Source organism: Pseudomonas sp. SJZ078 (assembly GCF_007828255.1).
In the GTDB taxonomy this organism is placed as follows: Bacteria; Pseudomonadota; Gammaproteobacteria; order Pseudomonadales; family Pseudomonadaceae; genus Aquipseudomonas.
The window spans coordinates 272,248-295,740 of record NZ_VIUG01000001.1; the positions used below are offsets into that span (position 1 = coordinate 272,248).

Annotated in this window: 18 protein-coding genes and 2 pseudogenes; 17 read left to right on the forward strand and 3 right to left on the reverse strand. The window is 60.6% G+C overall.

The window, feature by feature from the left end:
* Nucleotides 1-107 precede the first annotated feature (107 nt).
* The 3 genes from FBY02_RS01125 (at nt 108) to FBY02_RS01135 (ending at nt 3,263) form a co-directional block, all read left to right on the forward strand.
* Nucleotides 108-1,550, forward strand: a complete 1,443-nt coding sequence (locus tag FBY02_RS01125) for a coniferyl aldehyde dehydrogenase (RefSeq protein ID WP_144922242.1) — start codon at nt 108-110, stop codon at nt 1,548-1,550.
* A 19-nt stretch (nt 1,551-1,569) separates the two neighbouring features.
* Nucleotides 1,570-2,505: an alpha/beta hydrolase gene (locus tag FBY02_RS01130; RefSeq protein ID WP_144922245.1), complete on the forward strand. Its 936-nt coding sequence runs from the start codon at nt 1,570-1,572 to the stop codon at nt 2,503-2,505.
* An 83-nt stretch (nt 2,506-2,588) separates the two neighbouring features.
* A complete protein-coding gene (locus FBY02_RS01135; protein WP_144922248.1) occupies nt 2,589-3,263 on the forward strand; it encodes a TetR/AcrR family transcriptional regulator in 675 nt (224 codons plus the stop codon).
* Nucleotides 3,264-3,294: 31 nt separating this feature from the next.
* On the opposite strand, the gene FBY02_RS01140 is transcribed toward FBY02_RS01135, so the two are convergent.
* The gene (locus FBY02_RS01140) at nt 3,295-5,109 is read right to left on the reverse strand and encodes a sigma-54-dependent Fis family transcriptional regulator (protein WP_144922252.1); all 1,815 of its coding nucleotides are present in this window, start codon (nt 5,107-5,109) and stop codon (nt 3,295-3,297) included.
* Nucleotides 5,110-5,383: 274 nt separating this feature from the next.
* Here FBY02_RS01140 and FBY02_RS01145 point away from each other — a divergent pair, with 274 nt between their 5' ends.
* The 7 genes and pseudogenes from FBY02_RS01145 (at nt 5,384) to FBY02_RS28635 (ending at nt 14,885) form a co-directional block, all read left to right on the forward strand.
* On the forward strand, nt 5,384-6,151 hold the full coding sequence (locus FBY02_RS01145) for a coniferyl-alcohol dehydrogenase (RefSeq protein ID WP_144922255.1): 768 nt from the start codon (nt 5,384-5,386) through the stop codon (nt 6,149-6,151).
* Nucleotides 6,152-6,245: 94 nt separating this feature from the next.
* Entirely contained in the window at nt 6,246-7,892 is a 1,647-nt protein-coding gene (locus FBY02_RS01150) for a DUF1302 domain-containing protein (protein ID WP_144922258.1), read from the forward strand.
* A 42-nt stretch (nt 7,893-7,934) separates the two neighbouring features.
* Nucleotides 7,935-9,272, forward strand: coding sequence for a DUF1329 domain-containing protein (locus tag FBY02_RS01155; protein WP_371921387.1), 1,338 nt, complete (start codon nt 7,935-7,937; stop codon nt 9,270-9,272).
* Between the two features lie 78 nt (nt 9,273-9,350).
* Nucleotides 9,351-10,430, forward strand: coding sequence for a YCF48-related protein (locus FBY02_RS01160; RefSeq protein ID WP_144922264.1), 1,080 nt, complete (start codon nt 9,351-9,353; stop codon nt 10,428-10,430).
* A 95-nt stretch (nt 10,431-10,525) separates the two neighbouring features.
* Nucleotides 10,526-12,922, forward strand: a complete 2,397-nt coding sequence (locus FBY02_RS01165) for an RND family transporter (protein ID WP_256662459.1) — start codon at nt 10,526-10,528, stop codon at nt 12,920-12,922.
* A gap of 4 nt (nt 12,923-12,926) precedes the next feature.
* Nucleotides 12,927-14,027, forward strand: a pseudogene (locus FBY02_RS28630) (methyl-accepting chemotaxis protein); the annotation flags it as partial.
* Nucleotides 14,022-14,885: a methyl-accepting chemotaxis protein gene (locus tag FBY02_RS28635; protein ID WP_371921388.1), complete on the forward strand. Its 864-nt coding sequence runs from the start codon at nt 14,022-14,024 to the stop codon at nt 14,883-14,885. The pseudogene FBY02_RS28630 and the gene FBY02_RS28635, both read left to right, overlap by 6 nt.
* 11 nt (nt 14,886-14,896) lie before the next feature.
* Here FBY02_RS28635 and FBY02_RS01175 read toward each other — a convergent pair whose 3' ends face one another.
* Nucleotides 14,897-15,793, reverse strand: a complete 897-nt coding sequence (locus FBY02_RS01175) for a LysR family transcriptional regulator (RefSeq protein WP_178111853.1) — start codon at nt 15,791-15,793, stop codon at nt 14,897-14,899.
* A 131-nt stretch (nt 15,794-15,924) separates the two neighbouring features.
* On the opposite strand from FBY02_RS01175, the gene FBY02_RS01180 reads away from it, so the two are divergent.
* The 3 genes from FBY02_RS01180 to FBY02_RS01190 are packed head-to-tail and all read left to right on the forward strand — an operon-like array spanning nt 15,925 to nt 18,905.
* Nucleotides 15,925-17,217 (forward strand): CitMHS family transporter, encoded by a 1,293-nt coding sequence (locus tag FBY02_RS01180; RefSeq protein WP_144922273.1) that lies wholly within the window; start codon nt 15,925-15,927, stop codon nt 17,215-17,217.
* Complete coding sequence (locus FBY02_RS01185) at nt 17,218-18,582, forward strand: acyclic terpene utilization AtuA family protein (protein ID WP_144922276.1); 1,365 nt, start codon at nt 17,218-17,220, stop codon at nt 18,580-18,582.
* Nucleotides 18,579-18,905, forward strand: a complete 327-nt coding sequence (locus FBY02_RS01190) for a hypothetical protein (protein WP_144922279.1) — start codon at nt 18,579-18,581, stop codon at nt 18,903-18,905. The genes FBY02_RS01185 and FBY02_RS01190 overlap by 4 nt, the downstream gene beginning before the upstream one ends.
* Nucleotides 18,906-19,512: 607 nt before the next feature.
* Here the strand turns inward: FBY02_RS01190 and FBY02_RS01195 are convergent.
* Nucleotides 19,513-19,998: a hypothetical protein gene (locus FBY02_RS01195; protein WP_256662446.1), complete on the reverse strand. Its 486-nt coding sequence runs from the start codon at nt 19,996-19,998 to the stop codon at nt 19,513-19,515.
* A gap of 201 nt (nt 19,999-20,199) precedes the next feature.
* On the opposite strand from FBY02_RS01195, the pseudogene FBY02_RS01200 reads away from it, so the two are divergent.
* The 4 genes and pseudogenes from FBY02_RS01200 (at nt 20,200) to FBY02_RS01215 (ending at nt 23,491) form a co-directional block, all read left to right on the forward strand.
* Nucleotides 20,200-20,720 (forward strand): annotated as a pseudogene (locus FBY02_RS01200) (transposase).
* A 255-nt stretch (nt 20,721-20,975) separates the two neighbouring features.
* A complete protein-coding gene (locus FBY02_RS01205; RefSeq protein ID WP_144922282.1) occupies nt 20,976-21,281 on the forward strand; it encodes a hypothetical protein in 306 nt (101 codons plus the stop codon).
* Entirely contained in the window at nt 21,247-22,572 is a 1,326-nt protein-coding gene (locus FBY02_RS01210; RefSeq protein WP_256662447.1) for a diaminopimelate decarboxylase, read from the forward strand. The genes FBY02_RS01205 and FBY02_RS01210 overlap by 35 nt, the downstream gene beginning before the upstream one ends.
* Before the next feature lie 10 nt (nt 22,573-22,582).
* On the forward strand, nt 22,583-23,491 hold the full coding sequence (locus FBY02_RS01215) for a hypothetical protein (protein WP_144922287.1): 909 nt from the start codon (nt 22,583-22,585) through the stop codon (nt 23,489-23,491).
* Nucleotides 23,492-23,493: the final 2 nt, after the last annotated feature.

Consider the following 23,493-nt stretch of genomic DNA (forward strand, 5'->3'; position numbering starts at 1 on the left):
CCTTTGTTTCGTTTTTTGTCATACTCCACCCTGCGAGTCGGCAGAGGTGCCTGCTTGCCCGGTATTAGTACTGGCTAATAACAATTCCACCAGCAGGTACCCACGCCATGAGTATTCTCGCTCACCACGCTACAGCGGCCCCCGCCGAACAACTCGCTACCACGCTCGCACGTATGAAGCAGGCGCACCTGGACGAAGGGCCCGCAAGCCTGGAGTTGCGCCGTGACCGTCTGGATCGGGCGATTGCCCTGTTGCTAGACAACCGTGAAGCCATCGTCGCGGCGGTGTCTGCGGACTTCGGCAACCGCAGCCGCGAACAGACCCTGCTGTCGGATATCGCCGGTTCGGTGGCGAGCCTCAAGCATTGTCGCGAACACCTGGCCGAGTGGATGCGGTCAGAGACGCATCCGGCTCCGTTCCCCGGTTGCGAAGCGCGGGTCGACTATCAGCCGTTGGGTGTCGTGGGGGTGATCAGCCCGTGGAATTTTCCCATCGTGCTGGCCTTCGGGCCGCTGGCGAGCATTCTCGCTGCGGGCAACCGGGCCATACTCAAGCCTTCGGAACTGACCCCGCGGACCTCGGCTCTGCTGGATGAGCTGATTGCCCGCTATTTCGACGAGCGCGAACTCTGTACGGTATTGGGCGATGCCGAAGTCGGGGCGTTGTTCAGTGCGCAACCCTTCGACCACTTGATCTTTACCGGTGGCACGTCGGTGGCCCGGCACATCATGCGTGCTGCCTCGGACAACCTGGTGCCAGTGACGTTGGAGCTGGGGGGCAAGTCTCCAGTGCTGGTTTCCCGTAGCGCCGACCTGGCTACCGTGGTGCAGCGGGTCCTGACGGTGAAGACCTTCAACGCCGGGCAGATCTGCCTGGCCCCGGACTATGTATTGCTGCCGGAAGAGTTGCTGGAAGACTTTGTCGACGAGGCCATTCGTTTCGTCAGCGCCATGTACCCGACCCTGCGCAGCAACGCTGACTACACGTCGATCATCAACCCACGCAACTTCGATCGTCTGCGGGGTTACCTCGTCGATGCCGAGGCCAAGGGCGCGCGACTGGTGGAAATCAACCCCGCACAAGAAGACCTGAGCGACCGCGAGATTCGCAAAATTGCTCCGACCCTGGTGCTCGATGCCGCTGAGCAGATGCAGGTACTGCGCGAGGAAATCTTCGGTCCGTTGCTACCGATCAAGACCTATCGCGACTTCGCCACGGCCATCGACTACGTCAACGGGCAGCCCCGGCCGTTGGCGGCCTATTATTTCGGCGAGGATGCGCATGAGCGCGAACAGATGCTGGAGCGCACGACGTCAGGCGGCGTGGTGATCAACGACGTAATGAGCCATGTGCTGTTCGAGGCACTGCCCTTTGGCGGGGTCGGTCACTCCGGCATGGGTGCCTATCATGGCGTCTATGGTTTCCGTACCTTCAGTCACGCCAAGGCGGTGGTGGTGCAGAGCGCTATCGGTGAGTCCAACCTGGCGATGCGCGCGCCTTACGGCCCGATGATCCATGGTCTGCTCGACCACTTGCTGACGGCCAACTGAGCCATCTGGGAGCCTTATCATGAACCTGTTGCAAACGCTCAAGGCCAAGCTGCTGCGTGCCCTTGCCAAGCGCATGAAAGCCAAGTTTATCTACGACGCCGCACGTTATCCGTTGCGCTCGGTGAACGAACAGTACATCCCGACGACCTGGGGGGCGGCGCGGGCGTTGTTCTACTGGCCCGATGTGGCATCCGGCGAACCACTGCCGGTGTATCTGAACCTGCATGGCGGAGGATTCGTGGCCGGGGTGCCGGAACACGACGACAGCTATTGCCGACGCCTGGCCCATAACCTGGGTTGCCTGGTGGTCAACCTGGATTATGTCCTGGCGCCCGAGCATCCCTTTCCGGCGGGTTTGCGCCAGAGTTTCGAGGTGCTGGAGTGGCTGGCCGGGCAGGGCGCGGCGCTGGGTATCGATCCGCAGCGCATCGCTGTCGGCGGGCATAGCGCCGGCGGCAATCTGGCCGCGGGGTTGGCTAGTCTGGCGCGAGGACATAAGCGGTTAAGGGTGGTGCATCAAGTGATCGACTATGCGGCGTTGGACCTGTCCCAGGCTCCTGAGCTGAAGCTTTCGAGCCTCGACAAACCGTTACTTCGTCCCGGCCTGATGCATTTCTTCAACAGCTGTTACCTGAGCGATCCGGCCCAGGCCCGCGACCCTCTGGTTTCGCCATTGCTGGCGCCGGTCGAGGCACTGCGGGGCCTGCCTGCCGCCACGTTGATCACTGCCGAGTACGATATCCTGCGCGCCGAAGGCCAGGCCTATGGAGAAAAACTCCGTCAGGCCGGCGTTGCGGTGAACGAGAGAGTCTTCCCAGGCTGCGATCATATGTTCACTCACCTGGGACCGGATGCGTCCGCGGATGAGGCGTGGCAGTTCATCGAGGATGCGTTGCGCAGGGCTTTTGAGGGGGTGGTGGAAGAGGTCGATGGTGCAATGGTTAGGAGTCGCTAACACTCTTGTGGCGAGGGGATAAATCCCCTCGCCACAGGTTACTATGTTGCTTGTTTGATTAACGCTAGCCAGGATCTTGCATCATGTCCGTCATGCCTGAAACCACCCCACAGGCCGTCAGGCGCGGTCGTCCGCCGCTGCGCAGTCGCGAGGAGCAGATGAGTCTGTTGCTCGACGCGGCGGCGCAGATACTCGGCAGCGGCAACTTCGCCAACGTCACCATGGACACCATCGCCCGCGCCGCCGGCATCTCGAAGAAAACCTTGTATCAACTGGTGACGAGCAAGGAAGCGCTGCTGTCGCAATTGGTGGCCCGGGACCTGTCGACCCTTGAGTTGTTGTTGGAAAGCGGTATCGACTGCGCCGAGAATCTGCTCAGCGAACTACGCATGTACCTGACCCTTTGGGCGCGCCTGACCTTGTCGCCGTTGGCGCTGGGGCTCTACTTGATGGCCGTGCAAGGACGTGAGACCGCACCCGACATCGCCAGGATCTGGTACCAGGAAGGCGCCGAGCGATGCCTGGGCCTGTTGCGCAGTTGGTTGGACAAGGCAGCGGGCAAGGGGCTTCTGGTTCAGGAGGATGTCGAGCCGGCGGTCGAACTGATCGATGCGTTGCTGATCTCGCAACCGCTCAAGTTGTTCACCCTTGGCGTGCAGCAGAGCTGGTCCGACGAACAGATCGGCCAACGGGTCGACGTGGCCCTCGGCATGTTTGGGCGTTGTTTCATCCAGCGTGGCCAGTCCAATAATCTGTGACGAAGAAACTTGCTGTGGCCTTGAGCTTGCGTTATTCCCGCCGCGACAGCCGATACGACAATTGAGCACGGGTCAGCCCAAGACGGCGCGCCGCCTCGGAAACATTGCCTTTCACCTCGGCCAGGCAATGGTCGATCATCGTTTCCTCGATCTCCTGCAGCGACAACCGGCTCAGGTCCTTGCCACCGAACAGGGCCTGGATCGCGTCATTGCTGGCATGGGCCGGCGCGACAGGCGCAGAGGTGGCGGGGTCATTCGGGGCGGCCGCCAGTTGACCGCGGGTGCCAATGGAAAACATCGGTTGGGCCAGGCGTTCGCCGCTGGTGAACAGATGGGCCAGGTCGATGGCCCCGCCATCCGGCGCGCTGATCACGCCGCGCTCCACCAGGTTCTGCAGCTCGCGGATGTTGCCCGGAAAGTCGTAGGCGAGCAGGGTGTCAGCCGTGCGCGGGGTGAAGCCGCTGATCTGCCGACCGTGATGGCGGGTGAAGCGATGCAGGAAGTGGGTCATCAGTAGCGGGATGTCTTCCTTGCGCTCGCGCAGGGGTGGCAGATGGATCGGGAAAACATTCAGGCGGAAGAACAAGTCTTCGCGGAACTCACCGCGCTGGGCGGCGGCGCGCAGATCGACGTTGGTCGCGGCGACTACCCGCACATCGACCTTCAAGGTACGGCTGCCGCCGACCCGCTCGATCTCACCTTCCTGTAAGGCCCGCAGCAGCTTGCCTTGGGCGACCAGGCTGAGGGTGGCGATTTCGTCGAGGAACAGGGTGCCGCCATCGGCGCGCTCGAAACGCCCGGCGCGGGATTGGGTGGCCCCGGTGAAGGCTCCGCGCTCGACGCCAAACAACTCCGACTCCATCAGGTTTTCCGGAATGGCGGCGCAGTTGATCGCGACAAATGGCGCATCGTGCCGCGGACTGATGCGGTGCAGCATACGTGCGAACATTTCCTTGCCTACGCCGGATTCACCGGTGAACAACACCGTTGCCTGGGTCGGAGCGACTCGGCGCAGCATGTGACAGGCAGCGTTGAAGGCCGAGGAGATGCCAACCATGTCGCCGTCCTGGGTCTGTTGCGGATCGGCTAGCGGACCGGGCGGCAATACGCCCTTGCCGCCAGAGCTGGGCGGTACCGTACTACGCCCGCTGCTGCTGACGAAAGGTTCGGCTTTCAGCGCGGCCAGGTCTTCTTCCGCATCATCCCACTCTTCAGCAGGTTTACCGATCAGCCGGCAGATGCTGGAGCCGGTGGAACGGCATTCGACTTCCCGGTAGAGGATCAAGCGACCGACCATCGCCGAGGTGTATCCGGTGGCGTAGCCGGTCTGCATCCAGCACGCCGGTTCGGTGCCGATGCCGAACTGGGCGATGTGCTCGTCATCCTCGCTGGAATGATGCCAGAGGAACTCGCCGTAATAGGTGCCCAGGTTCATATCGAATTCGAAATGCACCGGCTCGACTTTAACCGCGCCTTCGATGGCGTGGATGATCGGGCCGGCGGCGAACAGCGCCAGGAAGTCAGCCTCTGGGAAGCGTTCCTTGATCAGTGCCGCATCCCGCGCACCGCAGTGGTAGCCGGTACGCAGCAGGATGCCTCGGGCGCGGGCCAGTCCCATGCTTTCGATCATCTCTCGACGAAGCGCGCCGACACCGCTGCTGTGCATCAACAACATGCGTGCGCCGTTGAGCCAGATACGCCCGTCGCCCGGGCTGAACATCAGGCATTCGGTCAGATCCTGCAGGGTAGGGGCCGTGCCGGGAGGCAGTTGTTCGCTGGCGCCACGCACATGTTTCTTTCGGACTCCGCCGGAGAGTTCGGCCAGGGAGATCAGCTTGTCTGCCATCGGAAATCCTTAATATGAGTAATCATAATCCGCATAGTGCAGCATGAATTTGCTGAAATCATCACTTTTTTTGGTTCTCGTTTTCCCCCGCATCACGCCGTTTTTCATCAAGAACCTCTGTATGCCGCGAGTTTGAGCGGTCGCCTGGTCATTGCCGGGAGATGGCATATCGCTTGCTACAACTAGTTACCGATCTTAACTAGTTCAGCAATAACAACATGGCTTGGCTGCCGTCCTCGCAGGAGGCAGTACAAGCACGAACCGGGAAATCCGTATGAAGCTGACCAGCAAAAGGATTGTCGTGACCGGGGTCTCCTCGGGCATCGGCGCCGAGACCGCCCGAACCCTGCGTGCCCATGGAGCGATCGTGATCGGCATGGATCGCAACGAGCCCAACCTGAGCCTGGATGAGTTCGTCCAGGCCGATCTCAGTCATCCCGAAGCCATCGATGCGGCCGTGCGCCGCTTGCCGGAACAGATCGACGGCTTGTGCAATATCGCCGGGGTGCCAGGGACTGCCGATCCGCAACTGGTGGCCCAAGTCAATTATCTCGGCCTGCGCCACCTTTGCGCGGCGGCGCTGCCGCGGATCCGCGCCGGGGGCAGCATCGTCAACGTGGCCTCGATCCTCGGCGCGCAATGGCCGCAGCGGTTGGAACTGCACAAGGCCCTGGCCCGTACCGAAAGTTATTTCCAGGGACAAGCCTGGCTGGCCCAGCACCCGGTGCCCCAGGAGAGTTGCTATCAGTATTTCAAAGAAGCCCTGATCGTCTGGAACTACGTGCAGGCCCAGCCCTGGTTCCTGCAGACCTCGGTGCGCATGAACAGCGTGGCGCCGGGCCCGGTGTTCACGCCCATTTTGGGTGATTTCGTCAGCATGCTCGGCCAGGAGCGCGTCGAGGCCGATGCGCACCGCATGAAACGTCCGGCCTATGCCGATGAGGTGGCGGCTGCCATCGCCTTCCTGAGTGCAGACGAGTCCCGGTGGATCAATGGCGTCAACCTGCCTGTCGATGGCGGCCTGGCGTCCACCTACATCTGAACGAGGAACCACCACCTGCGTATTTGCGGGCCACTCATTGCCGGTCGCTTTTCAGACAACACGTTTCCAAACAACAAGAACAATGAGGAACACCATGCACAACACTCGATGCTATCCGGGCTTCAAGCGTTCCACCCTCGCACTCTCGGTGTGCCTCGCCGGGCTGGCCTCCCAGGCCCAGGCCGCACAGATCGATCTGGGCGACAGTGACTGGCGCCTGCGCTGGGACAACACCATCAAATACAGCCAGGCCTGGCGCCTGCAAGGTGCCGATGACCACTTGACCAACGCCTCCACGGCGGGTGGTTTGTACCCTTCGATCCAGGGGCAGGGTGACAGGAATTTCAGTCGCGGCCTGGTCTCCAACCGGCTGGACCTGTTCAGTGAAATGGACCTGAGCAGGGAGAACTACGGGCTGCGGCTCAGCGGGGCAGCCTGGTATGACGATATCTATAACAAGGACACCGACGACAGCGCGAATCCGCACTTCCTCAGCGACACCCGCGAACTGCACGGGCGCGACGCCGAACTGCTGGATGCCTTCGTGTTTCTGCGCGGTGATGTCGGCGACGCAAGCCAGGGCACCCTGCGCCTGGGCCGGCATAGCCTGATCTATGGCGAAAGCCTGTTCTACGGCAGCAACGGCATCGCTGCCGCCCAAGGACCCACCGATGTCGTCAAGCTGCTCAGCGTACCGGGAACCCAGTTCAAGGAAATTCTGCGCCCGGTCAATCAAGTGTCCGGCCAGTTGCAGATCAACCCGCAGCTGTCCGTCGGAGCCTATTACCAGTTCGAGTGGGAGCGTTCCAACGTGCCGGGGGCGGGCAGCTACCTGAGCGACAACGATGGCATCGGCAAAGGGGCAGGGGACTGGACCGAGGTGTTTGGCAACACCACCGTCCATGCTTCCGATATCGAGGCCAAGAACTCGGGGCAGGGCGGCCTGCAACTGCGTTTCAAGCCCGAAGGCACCGAACTGGAGCTGGGCTTCTATGCCGCCCAATACCACGACAAGACCCCGAGTGCGCTGTATGCCTACCTGGACGGTGCGGCGGCGGCCGCTACCGGGCTGCCGATCCTGAGTTCCTATCGCCAGGTCTACGCCGAAGACATCAAGACCGTCGGCGCCAGCTTCTCCACGGCTTATGGCCCGTTCAACTTCGCTGGCGAGACTTCGGTGCGCTGGAATGCGCCCTTGGTGAGCAACCTGCAGGTGGTGACACCGGGGACCGCGGCAGACAACAGCGGCGACGCACTCTACGCCAAGGGCAAGACCGCCCACGTCAACCTGTCGACGATCTACCTGCTGTCGCCCGGCGCGTTGTGGGACGGCGGCTCGGTGCTTGCCGAACTGGCCTGGAACCGCACCCTCAGCGTAACTGACAACCCGGGGGCACTGGACCCCAACACCACCCGCGATGCCACCGCGCTACGGGTATTGGCCGAACCGGCTTACTTCCAGGTGGCCGACGGTCTCGACCTGAGCGTACCGGTCGGTTTCGGCGTGGGTCTGGATGGTCGCTCCTCGGCCGTCAGCAAGGGCGGTTTCGGCAACTCCCACGCCGGTGACTGGAGCGTAGGGCTCAAGGCCACTTACCTGCAGCGCTGGGACTTCGGCATCAACTACGTGAACTTCTTCGGCAAGGCTGCGGCAGGGCTGAACGAGGCGGGCAACTTCAGCTATGCGCAATCGCTGGCCGACCGTGACTTCGTCTCCATGTACGTGAAAACCACATTCTAATAAGAGGTTTCATCCCCTATGCAAAGCCAATTTTCCTTGCGTATGTCGGCCCTGGCCATTGCCTTGCTGAGTGCCGGAATGGTGCAGGCGGCGGTTTCCCCCGATCAGGCCGCACGGCTCAATACCGATCTGACCCCCATGGGCGCCGAACGCGCGGGCAACAAGGACGGCAGCATTCCGGCGTGGACCGGGGGCTATACGACAGCGCCCGCGGGCTACAAGAACGGCGACAAACGCGCCGACCCCTTTGCCGCCGACAAGCCGCTGTACTCGGTCAGCGCGACCAACATGGCGCAGTACGCCGACCAGCTGTCCGACGGCGCCAAAGCCTTGCTGCAGAAGTACCCGGGGTATCGCCTGGACGTCTATCCGACTCACCGCAGCGCCGCCGCGCCGCAATGGGTGTATGACAACACGTTGAAAAACGCGACCCGTGCCACCCTGGAAGTGGACTCGGAAAAAGTCAGCGGCGCCTATGGCGGGATTCCGTTCCCACTGCCACAGAACGGTGCCGAGGTGCTGTGGAACTACCGGTTGTCCTGGCAAGGCGCTGACACCTTTTACTCACCGTTCGACACCTGGCTGATGACCGCCGGCGGCAAGAAGATCCAGGCCACCCGGGCACGCTTTTGGTATCAGAACCCTTACTACTTCAAGGAAGGCAGCCTCGAAACGTTCGGGGGCAAGTTCCTCATCGGCAAGTTGGCCACGGAGCTGCCATCGTCCAAGGCCGGCGAGGGTCTGATGACCCACTGGGACATGGATCCCGGCAAGCGCGCCGCCTGGCAGTACCTGGTCGGCCAGCGCCGGGTGAGGCGTGCGCCGAACATTGCCTACGACACACCGGATTTTGTTACCTCGGGGGTGGGTTTCTTCGATGAGGCCTTCATGGTCTTCGGCCCGACCGACCGTCACGACCTCAAGCTGGTGGGCAAGAAAGAACTGCTGGTGCCCTACAACAACAACCGTGCGGCCGCGGCTAAGAGTGACGACCTGGTCAAGCCGAACTTCCTCAACCCGGATCTGGTGCGTTGGGAGAAACACCGGGTCTGGGTGGTAAACGCCACACTCAAGGAAGGTAAGCGTCACGTAGTGCCAAAACGCACCTATTACGTCGACGAGGACTCCTGGCAAGTGCTGCTGGTGGACGGCTATGACGCCCAGGGCAAACTGGGTCGCACCAACTACTCGCTGACCCTGCTGGCCCCGGAAATGCCGGCGCTCACCGCACAGATGTCGTGGGGCAGCTACAACCTGGAGACCGGCGCCTACTTCCTGAACTCAGCGGCCAACGACCTGGATGTGCAGTACCAGAGCTACCCGCGTCCGCCATCTTCGTTCTTCACGCCTGACGCCATGGCCAACGACAGTTCGCGTTGAGTCGTTGCCCAACGCGCCGGGGCCCTGGCATCGGCGCGTTGCGTTTGGATAACTCTTGAGTGGTGGTTGGAGCGGGATATGAACGGTAACTTTTCACTCGGGCGGGCGTTGTCGGTGATCCTGGCGCTGACGGTCTTGCTGATGTCGGGCTGGACAACGGCCAGCCCCCAGATTGTCTTGCTCGATCAGGCGGCATTGCAGAGTGCCAAGGCCATCCACGCCGCGTTGCTGGCGGTGACTCGCGCAGGCGATCGGTTGGTGGCGGTCGGCGAGCGCGGCATCGTCCTGCTTTCCGATGACTCCGGCCAGAGCTGGCGCCAGGCAAGGGTGCCGGTCAGTGTCAGCCTGACGGCGGTGCAGTTCGTCGATGACGAGCAGGGTTGGGCCGTCGGCCACATGGGCGTGGTGCTGCACAGCACTGACGGTGGCGAAACCTGGGTCAAGCAACTCGATGGCGTCGCTGCGGCACAGTTGGCGCTGGTTGCCGCGCAACAGGGCGGCGATGCCAAGCATGTGGAAGACGCCGAGCGTCTGGTCGCGGACGGGCCGGACAAGCCGTTTCTCGATCTGTACTTCAGCGACCGTCGCAACGGCTATGTGATCGGTGCCTATGGCCTGATCCTGCATACCGTGGACGGTGGTGGGACCTGGAAACCCTGGATGCAGCAGGTGGACAACCCCGAGGGCCTCAACCTGTACGGCATTCGTGCAATGGGGGGCGAACTGTTCATCGTCGGCGAGCGGGGCCTGTTATTGCGCTCCAAAGACAACGGCAGCAGCTTCCAGGCACTCGAATCGCCCTATGACGGCAGTTTCTTCGGTCTGCAAGGCAGTGCCAGCGGCGAACTCATTGCCTTCGGCCTGCGCGGCAATGCCTTCTGGTCGGGTGACCAGGGGACTAGCTGGCGACGCATCGAAACCGGCCTGGAAGTGGCCTTGTCCGCCGGCACTCAACTGAAGGATGGGGCGCTGGTCCTGGCCAGCCAGGCCGGTGACCTGTTGCTCAGTTCCGGTCGAGGAAGCCGCCTGCGGCATCTTTCCGGCCCGGCCGGCACCTCGATCGCAGGTCTGGTGGCCGCCCCGGATGGCAGCGTGATCTGCGTCGGCCTGGGCGGGTTGACCCGCCTCGATCAAGCCCTTGTCTCGGCGCAACGCTGAACCTACTGGCCAGAGCACTATTTGCACAGCCCATGCGGCCGTATTTGGAGTCCGATGTGAACGACCATAATTCCTCCCTCGAACAGCAAGTGGTGATGGCCCGCCTGGAGGATTTCGATCCGCGCTCCGGCAACCTCGGCGAACGGGCGATTTTCAACCATCGGCCCTGGGTCATGGTGCTCTGCCTGCTGGTGACCCTGGTGCTGGGCTACCAGGCCAGCAAGATCGGCCTCAACGCCAGTTTCGAGAAAACCATCCCGACGTCCCATCCCTACGTGGCCAACTTCCTTGAACAGCGCAGCGAACTGAGCGGCCTCGGCAACTCAATCCGCGTCGCCGTTGCGGTCAAGGAGGGCACTATTTTCGACAAGGATTACCTCGATACCCTTGCCAGGCTCAACGACGAGATCTACCTGCTGCCAGGTGTCGACAAACCCTACATGAAGTCCTTGTGGACGCCGACTACGCGCTGGACTGCCGTGACCGAAGACGGCCTGGATGGCGGCACGGTGATTCCGGACAGTTACGACGGCTCGCCGGCCAGCCTGGAGGAGGTGCGGACCAACGTCGCCCGTTCCGGCGAGATCGGCCAATTGGTGGCCGGCAACTTCCAGTCCAGCGTGATCTTCGTGCCGCTGCTGGAAATCAACCCAGCCACCGGCAAGGCGCTGGACGCCGGTGAGTTTTCCCGGCAACTGGAAGCCTTGCGCGACAAATACCAGAACGAGCACATCCAGATTCATATCACCGGCTTCACCAAGATCATCGGTGACCTGATCGCCGGTCTGGGCCAAGTCATGCTGTTCTTCGCCGTCGCCGTGCTGGTGACCGTGGCAGTGCTCTACTGGTACACCCGCTGTGCCCGCAGCACGGCGTTGGTGGTGCTCTGTTCCCTGGTGGCGGTGCTCTGGCAGATCGGCCTGCTCGCCACCCTTGGCTACGACCTGGACCCGTACTCGGCGCTGGTTCCGTTCCTGGTGTTCGCCATCGGCATGAGCCACGGCGCACAGAAAATGAACGGCATCATGCAGGACATCGGCCGTGGTACCCACCGGGTGGTCGCCGCACGCTACACCTTCCGCCGTCTGTTCGCCGCTGGCATGACCGCGCTGCTCTGCGATGCGGTGGGTTTCGCCGTGCTGATCGTAATCAAGATCCAGGTGATCCAGGACCTGGCGATCACCGCGAGTATTGGCGTGGCGGTGCTGATCTTCACCAACCTGATCCTGCTACCGATCCTGCTCAGCTACATCGGCGTTGGTGCCAAGGCCGCTGCCCGCAGCTTGCGCGCGGAAACCGCCGAGTTGAGCGCGAACACCAAGCATCCGTTGTGGAGCTTTCTCGACCTGTTTACCCGGCGCTCCTGGGCCATTGCCGCCTGCCTGTTCGGCCTGGCCCTGGCGGCTGGTGGATTCGCCGTCAGCCTGCACCTGAAGATCGGCGATCTGGATCCCGGCGCCCCGGAGCTGCGTCCAGACTCGCGCTACAACCGTGATGCGGCGTTCATGACGCAAAACTACGCGGCCAGTTCGGACATCTTTGTGGTCATGGTGAAAACCCCGGAGGACCAGTGCACCCGCTATCCGACCCTGGCCGCAGTCGACTCGCTGGCCTGGCAGCTGGAGCAGCTGCCAGGCGTGGAATCCACCAACTCCATGGCCGCCATGAGTAAAGTTGCCGCCGCCGGTTACAACGAGGGTAACTTCAAGTGGTACGAGTTGATCCCCAACGACGGTGCCCTGGGCGCCGTGCAGACTCGGGCACCGCGTGAACTGTTCAACCAGGGTTGTTCGCTGCTTTCGCTCTACGTGTACCTGGCCGACCACAAGGCCGACACGCTGGAACGGGTCGTGCAGACCAGCGAAGCGTTCATCGCCCAACAGAAACTGCCAGAAGTGAAGTTCATGCTGGCTGCCGGCAGCGCCGGGATCGAGGCGGCGACCAACATCGTGGTGAAGAAGGCCATGCACGAGATGCTGTTCTGGGTCTACGGCGCGGTGATCCTGCTGTGCTGGGTGACCTTTCGTTCCTGGCGCGCGGTACTGGCGGCGGTGCTGCCGCTGGTACTCACTTCGATTCTGTGCGAAGCGCTGATGGTCGGCCTCGGCATGGGCGTCAAGGTGGCCACCTTGCCGGTGATCGCCCTCGGTGTGGGCATCGGCGTCGATTACGCGCTCTACGTGTTGAGCATCATCCTGGCGCACATGCGTGCCGGTGCCTCGCTGTCCGAGGCGTATTACCGCGCCTTGCTGTTCACCGGCAAGGTGGTGCTGCTGACCGGCATTACCCTGGCCATCGCCGTAGCGACCTGGGCCTGGTCACCGATCAAGTTCCAGGCCGACATGGGCATCCTGCTGGCGTTCATGTTCCTGGTGAACATGCTCGGCGCCTTGATCCTGTTGCCGGCGCTGGCTTACTTCCTGTTGCCGCAGAGGTTGTTTGCAAAAAAGCCTGAGGCGTGCGGCGTGTTGCAGGCGGTCGAGGAGCGGTAGAAGCATGCTGAAGAAAACGGCCCGGCTGCTCGCCGACTGTTCGGTGGGGCAGAAGCTGCTGCTCGGCTTCGGCCTGGTTTCCTTGCTCGCGGTGGCCGCCATCGCCCAGGGCTTGTATGCCACCGCCAGCCTCCTTGAACACGGCCGGCAGGTCGGTGACATGGTGGAGATCAATCGTCTAACGCTGCAGATGCGCAATGCGGAAAAAGCCTACGCGCTCGATCCCACCCCTTCGGCAATGCGCCAGGTGCGGGAGCTGATCCAGGCGCTGGATGCTCAACTGCAGAAAGTGGAGACGGGCGCATCGAACAAGGATGTGCCGGTACTGACCGCTATGCAGCAATCCGTCGATGGCTATGAAGGCCAATTCGCACACTTCATCGATCATCGGCGCCTGGCGGCGGATGCATTGGGCCATATGCAGGAACAGGCGGAACAGGCCCGCCTGCAGTTCGAGGCTGTCGAACTGGATATGTACGACCAGGTTCGTGGCGTATTGAACAGCGGCCAGGCCCTGGAAGGCGATCCACTGAGCCTCGCGGAACAGGCCTCGGCGTTGCAGCGAAAACTGCTGGTCACCCGCAACCGGGAGTTTCTCTATGTAGAGGAGGGCGCAGCGCAGGCGCTCCAAGGCTGGACCGAGTCAGTGGAGGAAATGAGTGACGCGCTGGAACTGCTTCAAGGCCGGGTGGACGAGAACTCCGAAGAATCCCTGGCAGCGGCTCGGACGGCGCTGGTCGAATATCGCAAGGCATTCCAGCGCTATCGAGACAGTCGAGCGCTGAGCAAGCAGACGGCCACGCAGATGGACGCTCAGGCCCAGGCTGTGCTGACCCAGGTCGAACAAGCCGCCGCCGACCGGCAATTGCAGATGAGCGAGCGGGGCCGTTCGATGATGCGTCTGCAAGCAGTGGGAGCAGTGATTATCGTGGTCCTGGCGTTGTTGGCATCGCTGGTTATCCGCCATCTGATCGTCGCGCCTCTGCGCCAGGCGCTGCAGATTGCGCGGCGCATCGCCCAGGGCGATCTGAGTGAGGCTGCCGAAGGCATGACGATGCGCCGGGACGAGCTGGGTCAGTTGATGGTGGCAGTTGCAGAGATGACGACCAATCTGCGACGACTGGTGGCGCGTATCGGGCTGAGCGTCGAGGGACTGGGGCAAACGACCCGGACCCTGAACACCGCGAGCGCGCAAAGTAGCGGGGCGGCGCAACGCCAAAGGGTCGAGACCGAACACGCGGCCACGGCCATGCAGCAAATGAGCAGCACAGTCGCGCAAGTAGCGCAAAATGCCGAACAGGCCTCCCAGGCCGCCGGCGAGGCCGACCACCAGGCACGCAATGGCGAGCAAGTGGTGCAGATGGCAAGCCAACAGATTCATCGTCTGGCAGCGGAAATGACTCTTTCCGAACAGGCCATCGAGTCCTTGCAGCGGCAGGTCGAAACCATCGGCACGGTGGCCGACGTAATCGCGTCCATTGCCGAGCAAACCAACCTGCTGGCACTCAATGCAGCCATCGAAGCCGCTCGGGCGGGAGAGCAGGGCCGTGGCTTTGCCGTGGTCGCCGATGAGGTGCGGGTATTGGCGCGGCGAACCCAGGCCTCGACCAGCGAGATCGAGACGCTGATCGTCGGACTGCAACGTCTTTCGCAGCAGAGCGTCGGGCAGATCCAGGGTTGTGGCCGCCTGATGATCGACACTGTGTCGCTGGCCGATCAGGTGAGCACAGCCTTGGTTGGCATCACCGGAGCGGTGTCACTGATCGAGCAGATGAACCAGCAGAACGCCGCCAGCGCCGAGCAGCAGAGCATCGTCGCCGAGGAGGTCAGCCGCAACGTCATGCAGGTGCGCAATGAGGCCGAGCATTGTGTCGGGGTGAATCAGCAGGTGGTCCTGGCCTGTGAAGACTTGGCCGGGCTGGAACACGAGCTGCAGGAGGCTGTTGCCCAGTTCCGGACCTGAAGCCATGCCGCTCAGGCTCTTGACATCGCCTCAAAAAAAACTTTGGACATCTTGATGAACTGTTCGGCTGCCGGTGCCATCGTCTGGCCCTGGCGGAAGATCAAGCCGATCTGGCGGGTTACGCCCGGATGATTCACGGGGATTTTGACCAGTCCCTCCCGACCTTCGTCCGCCGACTCCGGCAGCAGACTGACACCAAGGCCCTGGCGTACCAGCGCCAGGACCGTCGACATGTAATTGGCTTCGAGGCCAGGCGACAAGGCAAGGTTGGCGTCGGCGAACAGTTGCTCCACCAGCTCTCGAACGCTGCTGTCGCGCCCAGTGAGAATGATCGGCTGTGTCGTCAGCTCGCTTAGCTTGACCTTGCGTCGACTGGCCAGGCGGTGATCGGCTGGAATGAACAGACATAGCCGATCTTCCAACACCGACTGAAATTCCAACCCATGGCTCGTCCGTGCTCGAACGCCGAGGCCGAAGTCCACCTCGCCGTCGCGCACCAGTGTATCGATTCGACGCGCCACCACGTCCCGCAGGCGCACCTCTATCCCTGGGAACTGCTCACGAAATTGTTTCAACAGCGGCGGTAGCGCACCGGCGCAGAGCGAGGGCAGGGCGGCGATGGTGACGACGCCCCGACGCAACGCCGCCAGGTCCCGGGAGGCGCTGACGATGTTGTCCAGGTCCAGCAACAGCTTTTCCATTGGCAGCAGGTTGTTCTGTCCGGCACTGGTCAGGGTCACGTGACGTGGGCTGCGTTCGAGCAGCGCGACGCCGAGCCAATCTTCCAATTGCTGGATCTGCACGGTCAGGGCCGAAGGCGAGAGGTTCAGCGCCGCAGCGGCCTTGGCAAAGTTGCCGGTGTGCGCCACGGCCAGGAAGGCGCGGATGTGCTGGATCGAGTTCTTCATTTTGTTTTTCCGAACATAGACAGCCGAACATTTCAATTTACAAAGAATACCGGCAATTCCAATACTCGGTGAAAACAACAACAGCGCATTTCATCGCCACCGCGGACAGAAATGCCGAACAGGACCCACCCATGCTCGCCATACTCGGTGTCATTACCATTCTCTGTCTGCTCATCTGCGTGATGAGTAAACGCCTGTCGCCCCTGGTTGCGCTGATCGCGTTACCGATCATCGCTGCACTGATCGGGGGTTTTGGCCTGCAAACCAGCGCGTTCATCATCACCGGCATCAAGAACGTCGCCCCGGTGGTGGGGATGTTTGTGTTCGCGATTCTGTTCTTTGGTGTCATGACCGACGCCGGGATGCTTGACCCGATCATTGACCGTATCTTGAAACGCGTCGGCACCCGCCCGACGCGCATTGTTGTAGGCACCGCGTTGCTGGCACTGCTGGTACACCTGGACGGCTCCGGCGCAGTGACCTTCCTGGTGACCATTCCGGCCATGCTGCCGTTGTATACGCGCCTGGGCATGGATAAACGTATCCTGGCTTGCGTCACGGCGATGGCGGCCGGGGTCAACTTCCTGCCATGGACCGGACCGGTGCTGCGCTCATCAGCGGCCTTGCACGTGCCGGTGGCCGACTTGTTCCAGCCGCTGATTCCGGTGCAGATCGTTGGCCTGACGTTCGTCTTTGCTTGCGCCTGGTTCCTCGGCCGTCGCGAAGAAAAACGCCTGGGGTTAGGCGCCGGGGCAGGGGTTGAGGTGATACCGCAGCGGGTATTGTCCGAGGCCGAAATCGCCTTGCGCAAACCACGGCTGTTCTGGATCAACCTGATACTGACCGTGGTGGTGATGGGCGTGATGATTGCCGGCGTGGTGGATCCGGTGGTGATGTTCATGCTCGGCACGGTGCTGGCGCTGTGCATCAACTATCCCAACGTCGACGCCCAACGGGCACGCATCGACGCCCATGCGAAAACCGCCCTGACGATGGCCAGCATTCTCCTGGCCGCCGGGGTCTTCACCGGCATCATGCAGGGCAGCGGCATGCTCAAGGCCATGGCCGAGGTGGCCGTGGCGCAGATTCCCGCCGGGCACGGCAAGTTGATTCCGATGGTCGTGGGGTTCATCTCCATGCCGCTGAGCCTGCTGTTCGATCCCGACTCCTTCTACTTTGGCGTGATGCCGGTAATAGCCGAAGTCGGCCGTGCCCTGGGTGTCGATCCCCTGCAAGTGGCCCAGGCGTCGCTGCTGGGTGTTCACACCACCGGGTTCCCGGTCAGCCCACTGACCCCGGCGACCTTCTTGTTGGTGGGGCTGTGCAAGATCGAACTGGCCGATCATCAACGTTTCACCATTCCTTTTCTGTTCGCCGCCTCGGTGCTGATGACGGTGACGGCGCAGCTCATTGGAGTCTTTTGAATGAAAACCTTACGCATCGGCTCCGGTGCCGGCTACTCCGGGGATCGCATCGAGCCGGCGATTGAACTGGCCGAGCATGGCGAGCTGGATTATCTGGTGTTCGAATGCCTGGCCGAACGTACCATTGCCCTGGCGCAACAAGCGCGATTGCTCGATCCGCAGGCCGGCTTCGATCCGCTGTTGAGCGAGCGTATGTATCGGGTGCTGCCCTTTGTCGGTCGTGGTGCCGATGGCCGGCGCCGGCGCTTGCGTGTGATCACCAACATGGGCGCGGCCAACCCATTGGGCGCGGCGCGGGAAGTGCGGCGCATTGCCGAACGACTGGGGTTATCCGGGCTTAAAGTCGTTGCGGTCAGCGGCGACGATGTGCTCGCGACCCTACTGGCCGATCCAGCCCGGACGCTGGACAACGGCATGATCCTGGCTTCATTGGGCGATCGCCTGATCTCGGCCAATGCTTACCTGGGCGTGGAAGGCATCATCGCGGCTTTGCAGGCCGATGCCGACGTGGTCATCACCGGTCGAGTGGCAGATCCATCACTGTTCCTCGCGCCGCAGATGTTCGAGTTCGGTTGGGCCGCGGACGACTGGTCACGATTGGGCCGCGGCACCTTGGTCGGGCACTTGCTCGAATGCGCAGGCCAGATCAGCGGTGGCTACTTTGCCGATCCTGGGTTCAAGGATGTGCCGGACCTGGCACGACTGGGATTTCCCTTCGCCGAAGTGGACGCGACAGGCCATGCGGTGATCAGCAAAGTCCCAGGTTCAGGCGGGCGCATCGATACCGCGACCTGCACCGAACAGATGATCTATGAAGTGCACGACCCCGCGGCATACCTCACACCGGACGTCACTGCGGACTTTTCCGAAGTGTCGTTTACCCTCCAAGGACCGGATCGGGTGCAGGTCCAGGGCGCCGATGGCCGGGAGCGACCTTCATCGCTCAAAGTGTCAGCGGGTTATCTCGACGGGTGGATCGGCGAAGGCCAGATGTCCTATGGCGGACCGGGTGCCTTGGCGCGAGGCAGATTGGCGCGGGAAATCGTGCTGGAACGCTTGAAGCTGACGGGCGTGGTCTATGAGGAAATCCGCGCCGAGTTGATCGGCGTCGATGCCTTGCACGGCACTGAGCTGGGTTCCCGACTGGACGGTGAGCCTTGGGAGGTACGCCTGCGGGTCGCGGCCCGTTGTACCGATCGCGCCGAGGCCGTGCGGATCGGCAACGAAGTGGAAACCCTCTACACCAACGGCCCTTACGGCGGTGGCGGAGCGAGCAAATCCGTGCGTGAAGTGGTAGCAGTGGCTTCGCTGTTGCTGCCACGGGACGCCGTCAGCGTACAGATTCATTCGGAGGACGCACAATGAGTCGTCTTAAACTGCGTGACCTGGCCCATTCCCGTACGGGAGATAAGGGCGACACGTCCAATATTTCCGTGATCGCGTTCCACGCCGAAGATTATCCACGCCTGTGCGAATGGCTGACGGCGGAGCGGGTGGCCGAGCATTTCGCAGAACTGCTACCCCCCCATGGACCAGCGATACAGCGCTATGAACTTCATCGGGTGTACGCGCTCAACTTCGTCTTGCCCGGTGTCTTGCGCGGTGGTGTCACCCGTTCGTTGGCACTCGATGCCCATGGGAAGGCATTGGGGGCGGCGCTGCTCGACTTGGATATGCCGAGCGGTTGAGCCGGTTTTCAAGGTTGTCGCTTGGCGTCTGTCGAGACAACGCTGTCCAAGGTATCCGCACCGGGAACCTTGCTCGGCCCCCACGACCGCTCGCTGCGACATTTGAACTTCACACCCTTACGGGGCGTTATGTCCCTGGCTTTCGCCATACACAACTCTTTAGTGGCATAGGTCGGCTCCGTTTTACGCACGTCCACGCAGCCTTCGTCACCCCTGCAGAGGGTCATAACCATAACGTATACGGTCATCATCCTGATGTTGCTCCCATAGAAGCAATGCAATTGAAGTGTCTTGCAAAAGCCCGGGAAGGCTTAAGCGAGTAGCAGTGACAAGCGGATGATGATCCTTCCTTCGAATCTCCAGCAACGGCGTTTTAATACCTTCCGTCGGGAAAACGTCACTTTTTCGAGCACTGATGATTGTGGACGAAACAGGCGCCATTATGTTGGCGTTTTTCTACAGGCGAGCGGTTAACTGCTATGGGGAATCTGCAGCCATGCCTGGCATCTCGTGATCGCACAACTCTCTGTATCCGAAGGAAAACCCAGGCAATTCGGGGCAGGGTAGAAGGACTGCAGAACTCGTTTCCGCGCGCAGTCAGCCAGCGTTAGGGCGCCTCAAAGTTTTCGTAGGCCAGGGAGATCGAATCGCTCCTTGGGTAGCTGACATACACCATCTCGCCATAATTGCTGGCAACCAGTACATAGGGCCACTTGCCGTTTGCCTTTCGCAGTTGCTCGTACAAAGGGTAAAAGAAATCCTTGGTCTGACCCTGCGGATCGTACGGGACTTCACCCAGAAAGATCGGATAGCGCCCACCATTGCATAGCTGGACCCGTTCCAGCTTGATACCGTTTTTTTCCAGCACGGTTCGCGCTGGATGCTGCCAGATGTTGAGGTCGACATCCTCACAGTTGCTGGCTTTTTGAGTGTAGAGCTCAGTGTCCTCGAGGGCTGGGTACGCCATGGCCTGGCTGCACAAGAGGAATAAAGCCAGGGGCAAGAAACGCTGCATCATGATGGTCCGAATGAAGGAAACGATTGTAGGTGCTTTTTGCCGGTTCCAAGGTTCAAAGCTGGACAAGGCTTGCACGGACTTTCTCGCCGAACAAGAGCTGAGCCGGTAGCGTGTGAGTTGAATCTCAAATGTAGCGACATGTCGAGGTACTCGGCGTTCTGAATGGAAATCCAGCTAATGCTGGGACGATGGAGGCTCATATAGGGTCGGGGTTGGTAATATCTTGTTACGCATAATGTATATTATGTTAAACCAGATGCTATGTCAGATATGTTCATGACTTGTCCACTTCCACTAACCCCCGGTCGGTTTTGCACAAAACCCCGGACGGTGAAAAATCAGCCTCTTGCGTTACCATCCTCACATCCTTCCTTAGAGGTGGTCGAGTCTGCATTACGTCGCTGGGTTAACCAACTCCAGCAGGAGCGCAACGGCGTGATTCCGCAGAGCAAAGCGCTGACGCCCGAGCAGCAGAAAATCCAAGAACTGGAGGCTCGAATCGACTGGAGTTGGTTAGCAAACAACCTGGATCACATGCCTACAAACAAGCGACGGTGGAGCGGCCTGACATTCCTAACATCTTGAATCGAGAGTTTGATGTTCCGGCACCGACTCAAGTCTGGTATGGCTTACGAACAGCGTGGCAGGCCTCAAGCATGACGGCCCGAGAAGCGCACCAAGACATCAGCCATTATCTGATGCATCGGTACAACTGGATTCGGCCACATCAATTCAACGCTGGGCTGACGCCAGCTCAGGCCGAGAAAAAACTTAACGTCGTGTCCGGGATCAGTTGACCACTACAAGGCGCCTCGTCGTTTCTAAGAGGAGAGACTAAATCTTAGAATCATTCAAGTCAGCTCTGGCAGAAACGAATACAGAAAGTGTCAGGTCTCCTTCCCTTCTTGATTCCTATCCCCTCCTCTGACGTCGACCAATAGCCAAAGATACCCCCAAGAGTCCAAGGCAGATTCCCACTGCAATCTCAAGCAAATCCCACTACCCGCCAAAGATATGATCACTCTTACGACGTTTAAAGGGTTGATCATTTCATGAGCGTTCCATCAGAAACGACACGGGCATTCATACTTTCCTCGCTGCAAAACATCGGAGTCGCTCAGGACAAGCTCCAAGCCATCAATCACGGTGCGGAAATCTACGGACCGCAGGGGTTATTGGACTCCATACATCTAGTTGGCCTTATTTCAGCCATTGGTGAATGGGTCGACAATTGCGAAGGCAATGCCGAGAGTTTCTTTGATATTCTCGATGATGATCTGTTCGATAACTTTAAAGATATCAATCGAATCGAGTCGTTATTGAATGGAAAATTCGGCCATGTCAGCTTTAGCTCCTGATAGTCAGTACATTCACACCGACAAGATCGAAGGCGTGCCCTATCAGCTTCTGGCGGATAAGGTGCCCACGCCTTTCTATGCGTACAGCGCCACGCAGATAAAAACGGATTTTGCCGAGCTTAAACGCATCCTTCCCCAAGGCATCGATTATTTCTATTCCCTCAAGGCCAACCCGAATAAAACGTTGGTTGCTCTATTGCATCAGGCCGGGACGGGTTGCGAAGTGTGTTCTCTGGTGGAACTGGAGATTGCATTGCGCCAGGGTGTGGCCCCCGGCGATATTATTTTCGTCGGGCCGGGCAAGCACATCAATGAACTAACGCAATGCTGCCTTGCCGGCATTAAAGCGGTGGTGGTCGAATCCATCGAAGAAATGCATTTACTCAATGATATTGCCGCTGGCCTGGGCGTGGTCCAGAACATTGCACTGCGTATCAACCCCGACTTCACCGGCGAAAAAGCCAAGTTGGTGATGAGCGGCAAGCCCCGGCAATTTGGTATCGATGAACAACTGCTGCCGCAGGCATTTGCTGTTCTCGGGAAACTTGTGCAACTGCGCCTGGTGGGGATTCATATTTATCTTGGCACCCGTATTCTTGACTGGCAGGCTCTGGCTAACAACACGCAAAACATCCTGGCACTGGCCGCCACGCTTCAGCAGGATTATGGAATAGACCTCGACTTCGTGGACGTCGGTGGTGGCTTTGGCGTGCGTTATTTCGACAAAGAAAAGGCACTTGACCTGGCCGCCCTGGGTGAGGCACTCCTCCCTGTGGTGAATAACTACCGCCAACGTTTTCCGCGCTGCAAGATCGTTATCGAGCTGGGCCGCTTCCTGATTGCGCGCGCAGGTATCTTTGTCACTCGGGTCAACTACCTCAAGCCATCCCGTGATGAGTGGTTTGCGGTGTGTGACGGCGGTGCCAACTGCCACGGCAGTGCGGCTGGCATCAATTCCTTGATCCGCCGGAACTTTCCGATGGCGCGCCTTGGCCCGCCTCGGCGGAACAATGATCAGCATCGCTACCAAGTGACCGGCCCCCTGTGCACGCCCACTGATCTATTGGGCGAAAACGTCCTGCTGGCCGAACTTCGTTCGGGGGATTTGATCGGTATCGGGCATTCCGGCGCCTACGGTGCCAGCGCATCACCCGTGAGCTTTTTAAGTTTCGGGCATCCGGCAGAAGTACTTGTCGAAAATGACCAGGCTTTTCTGATCCGCGCGGCGGACAGCGTAGACACCCTGCTGGCTCCCCAGGTGTACCAATGTTTATCCCTGGCCCACGGTTGAAGGAATCGCTATGTCTCTGGAGTTCGCGACTTCCCATATCCTGTGGCGCCAGTTTGAAAGAAAAAACGATGCACCTGCCGTAGACGATGGGCAATTGAACGTAGTGAAAGACTTCGTCAACGCTTTTTTTCGCTCTCATGGTCACTCGGGTCAGGCCCAGGACGCCCATGCCCTGCGCTGGTACGCCGCGCAAGACTTGACGTTCAGGACGATGCTCAAGCAACTGGTCAAAGAACTGGACAACCACGTCGTGCTCAATGACCTGGATCTGGTGGTGTTGACCCACTGGACGCCGGACGTAGAGGTCGGCTGCTCAGTGACCAATGCCATTATTCATGAGACGGGCGCCCACGACGCCTTCGGTATGGCCATCAGCGATCATGGCCTGAGCGGTACGTTCCTGGCACTGCAAGTCATCGAGGATTACCTCGGCGACATGAACCATGGCAGCCAGGGGAAAAAGGCTCTGCTGCTGATCGCTGACCAGGATGCCATCCTGTATGACAGCCCCGCCCTGGCCCGTTTAAATCCTGCGCCCAGTGCCTGCGTCGTGATGTTGCGCAGCCTGCCTGGCGAACGTACCGACGGCCAGCCCGCAAGCATCGTGTTCAAACATTATCGAAAAATCGTTTTTCCAGGCACGCATTCGACACTGGATACCCTGCTCGTCACATTGGATATGTTCACCTCCGGGGAAAATCTCCTTCCCCTGCTGATCCTTACCACGCCGTGTTTTGCCGAGCAATTGCGCCAGCATGCGCAGCTGGCAACTCACCGCATCGAGACCTGGGATGAGACGCTGCTCTCTTCGGCCCCCTGGGTCCGCACAAAAGAGCTTGCGACGAGCAGCCAACGCATTTTATGGCTGCTGCCGGAGGGCAAATATCTCGTCTGCGCAGGCTTCGTGGCGGAGGCTTGAGC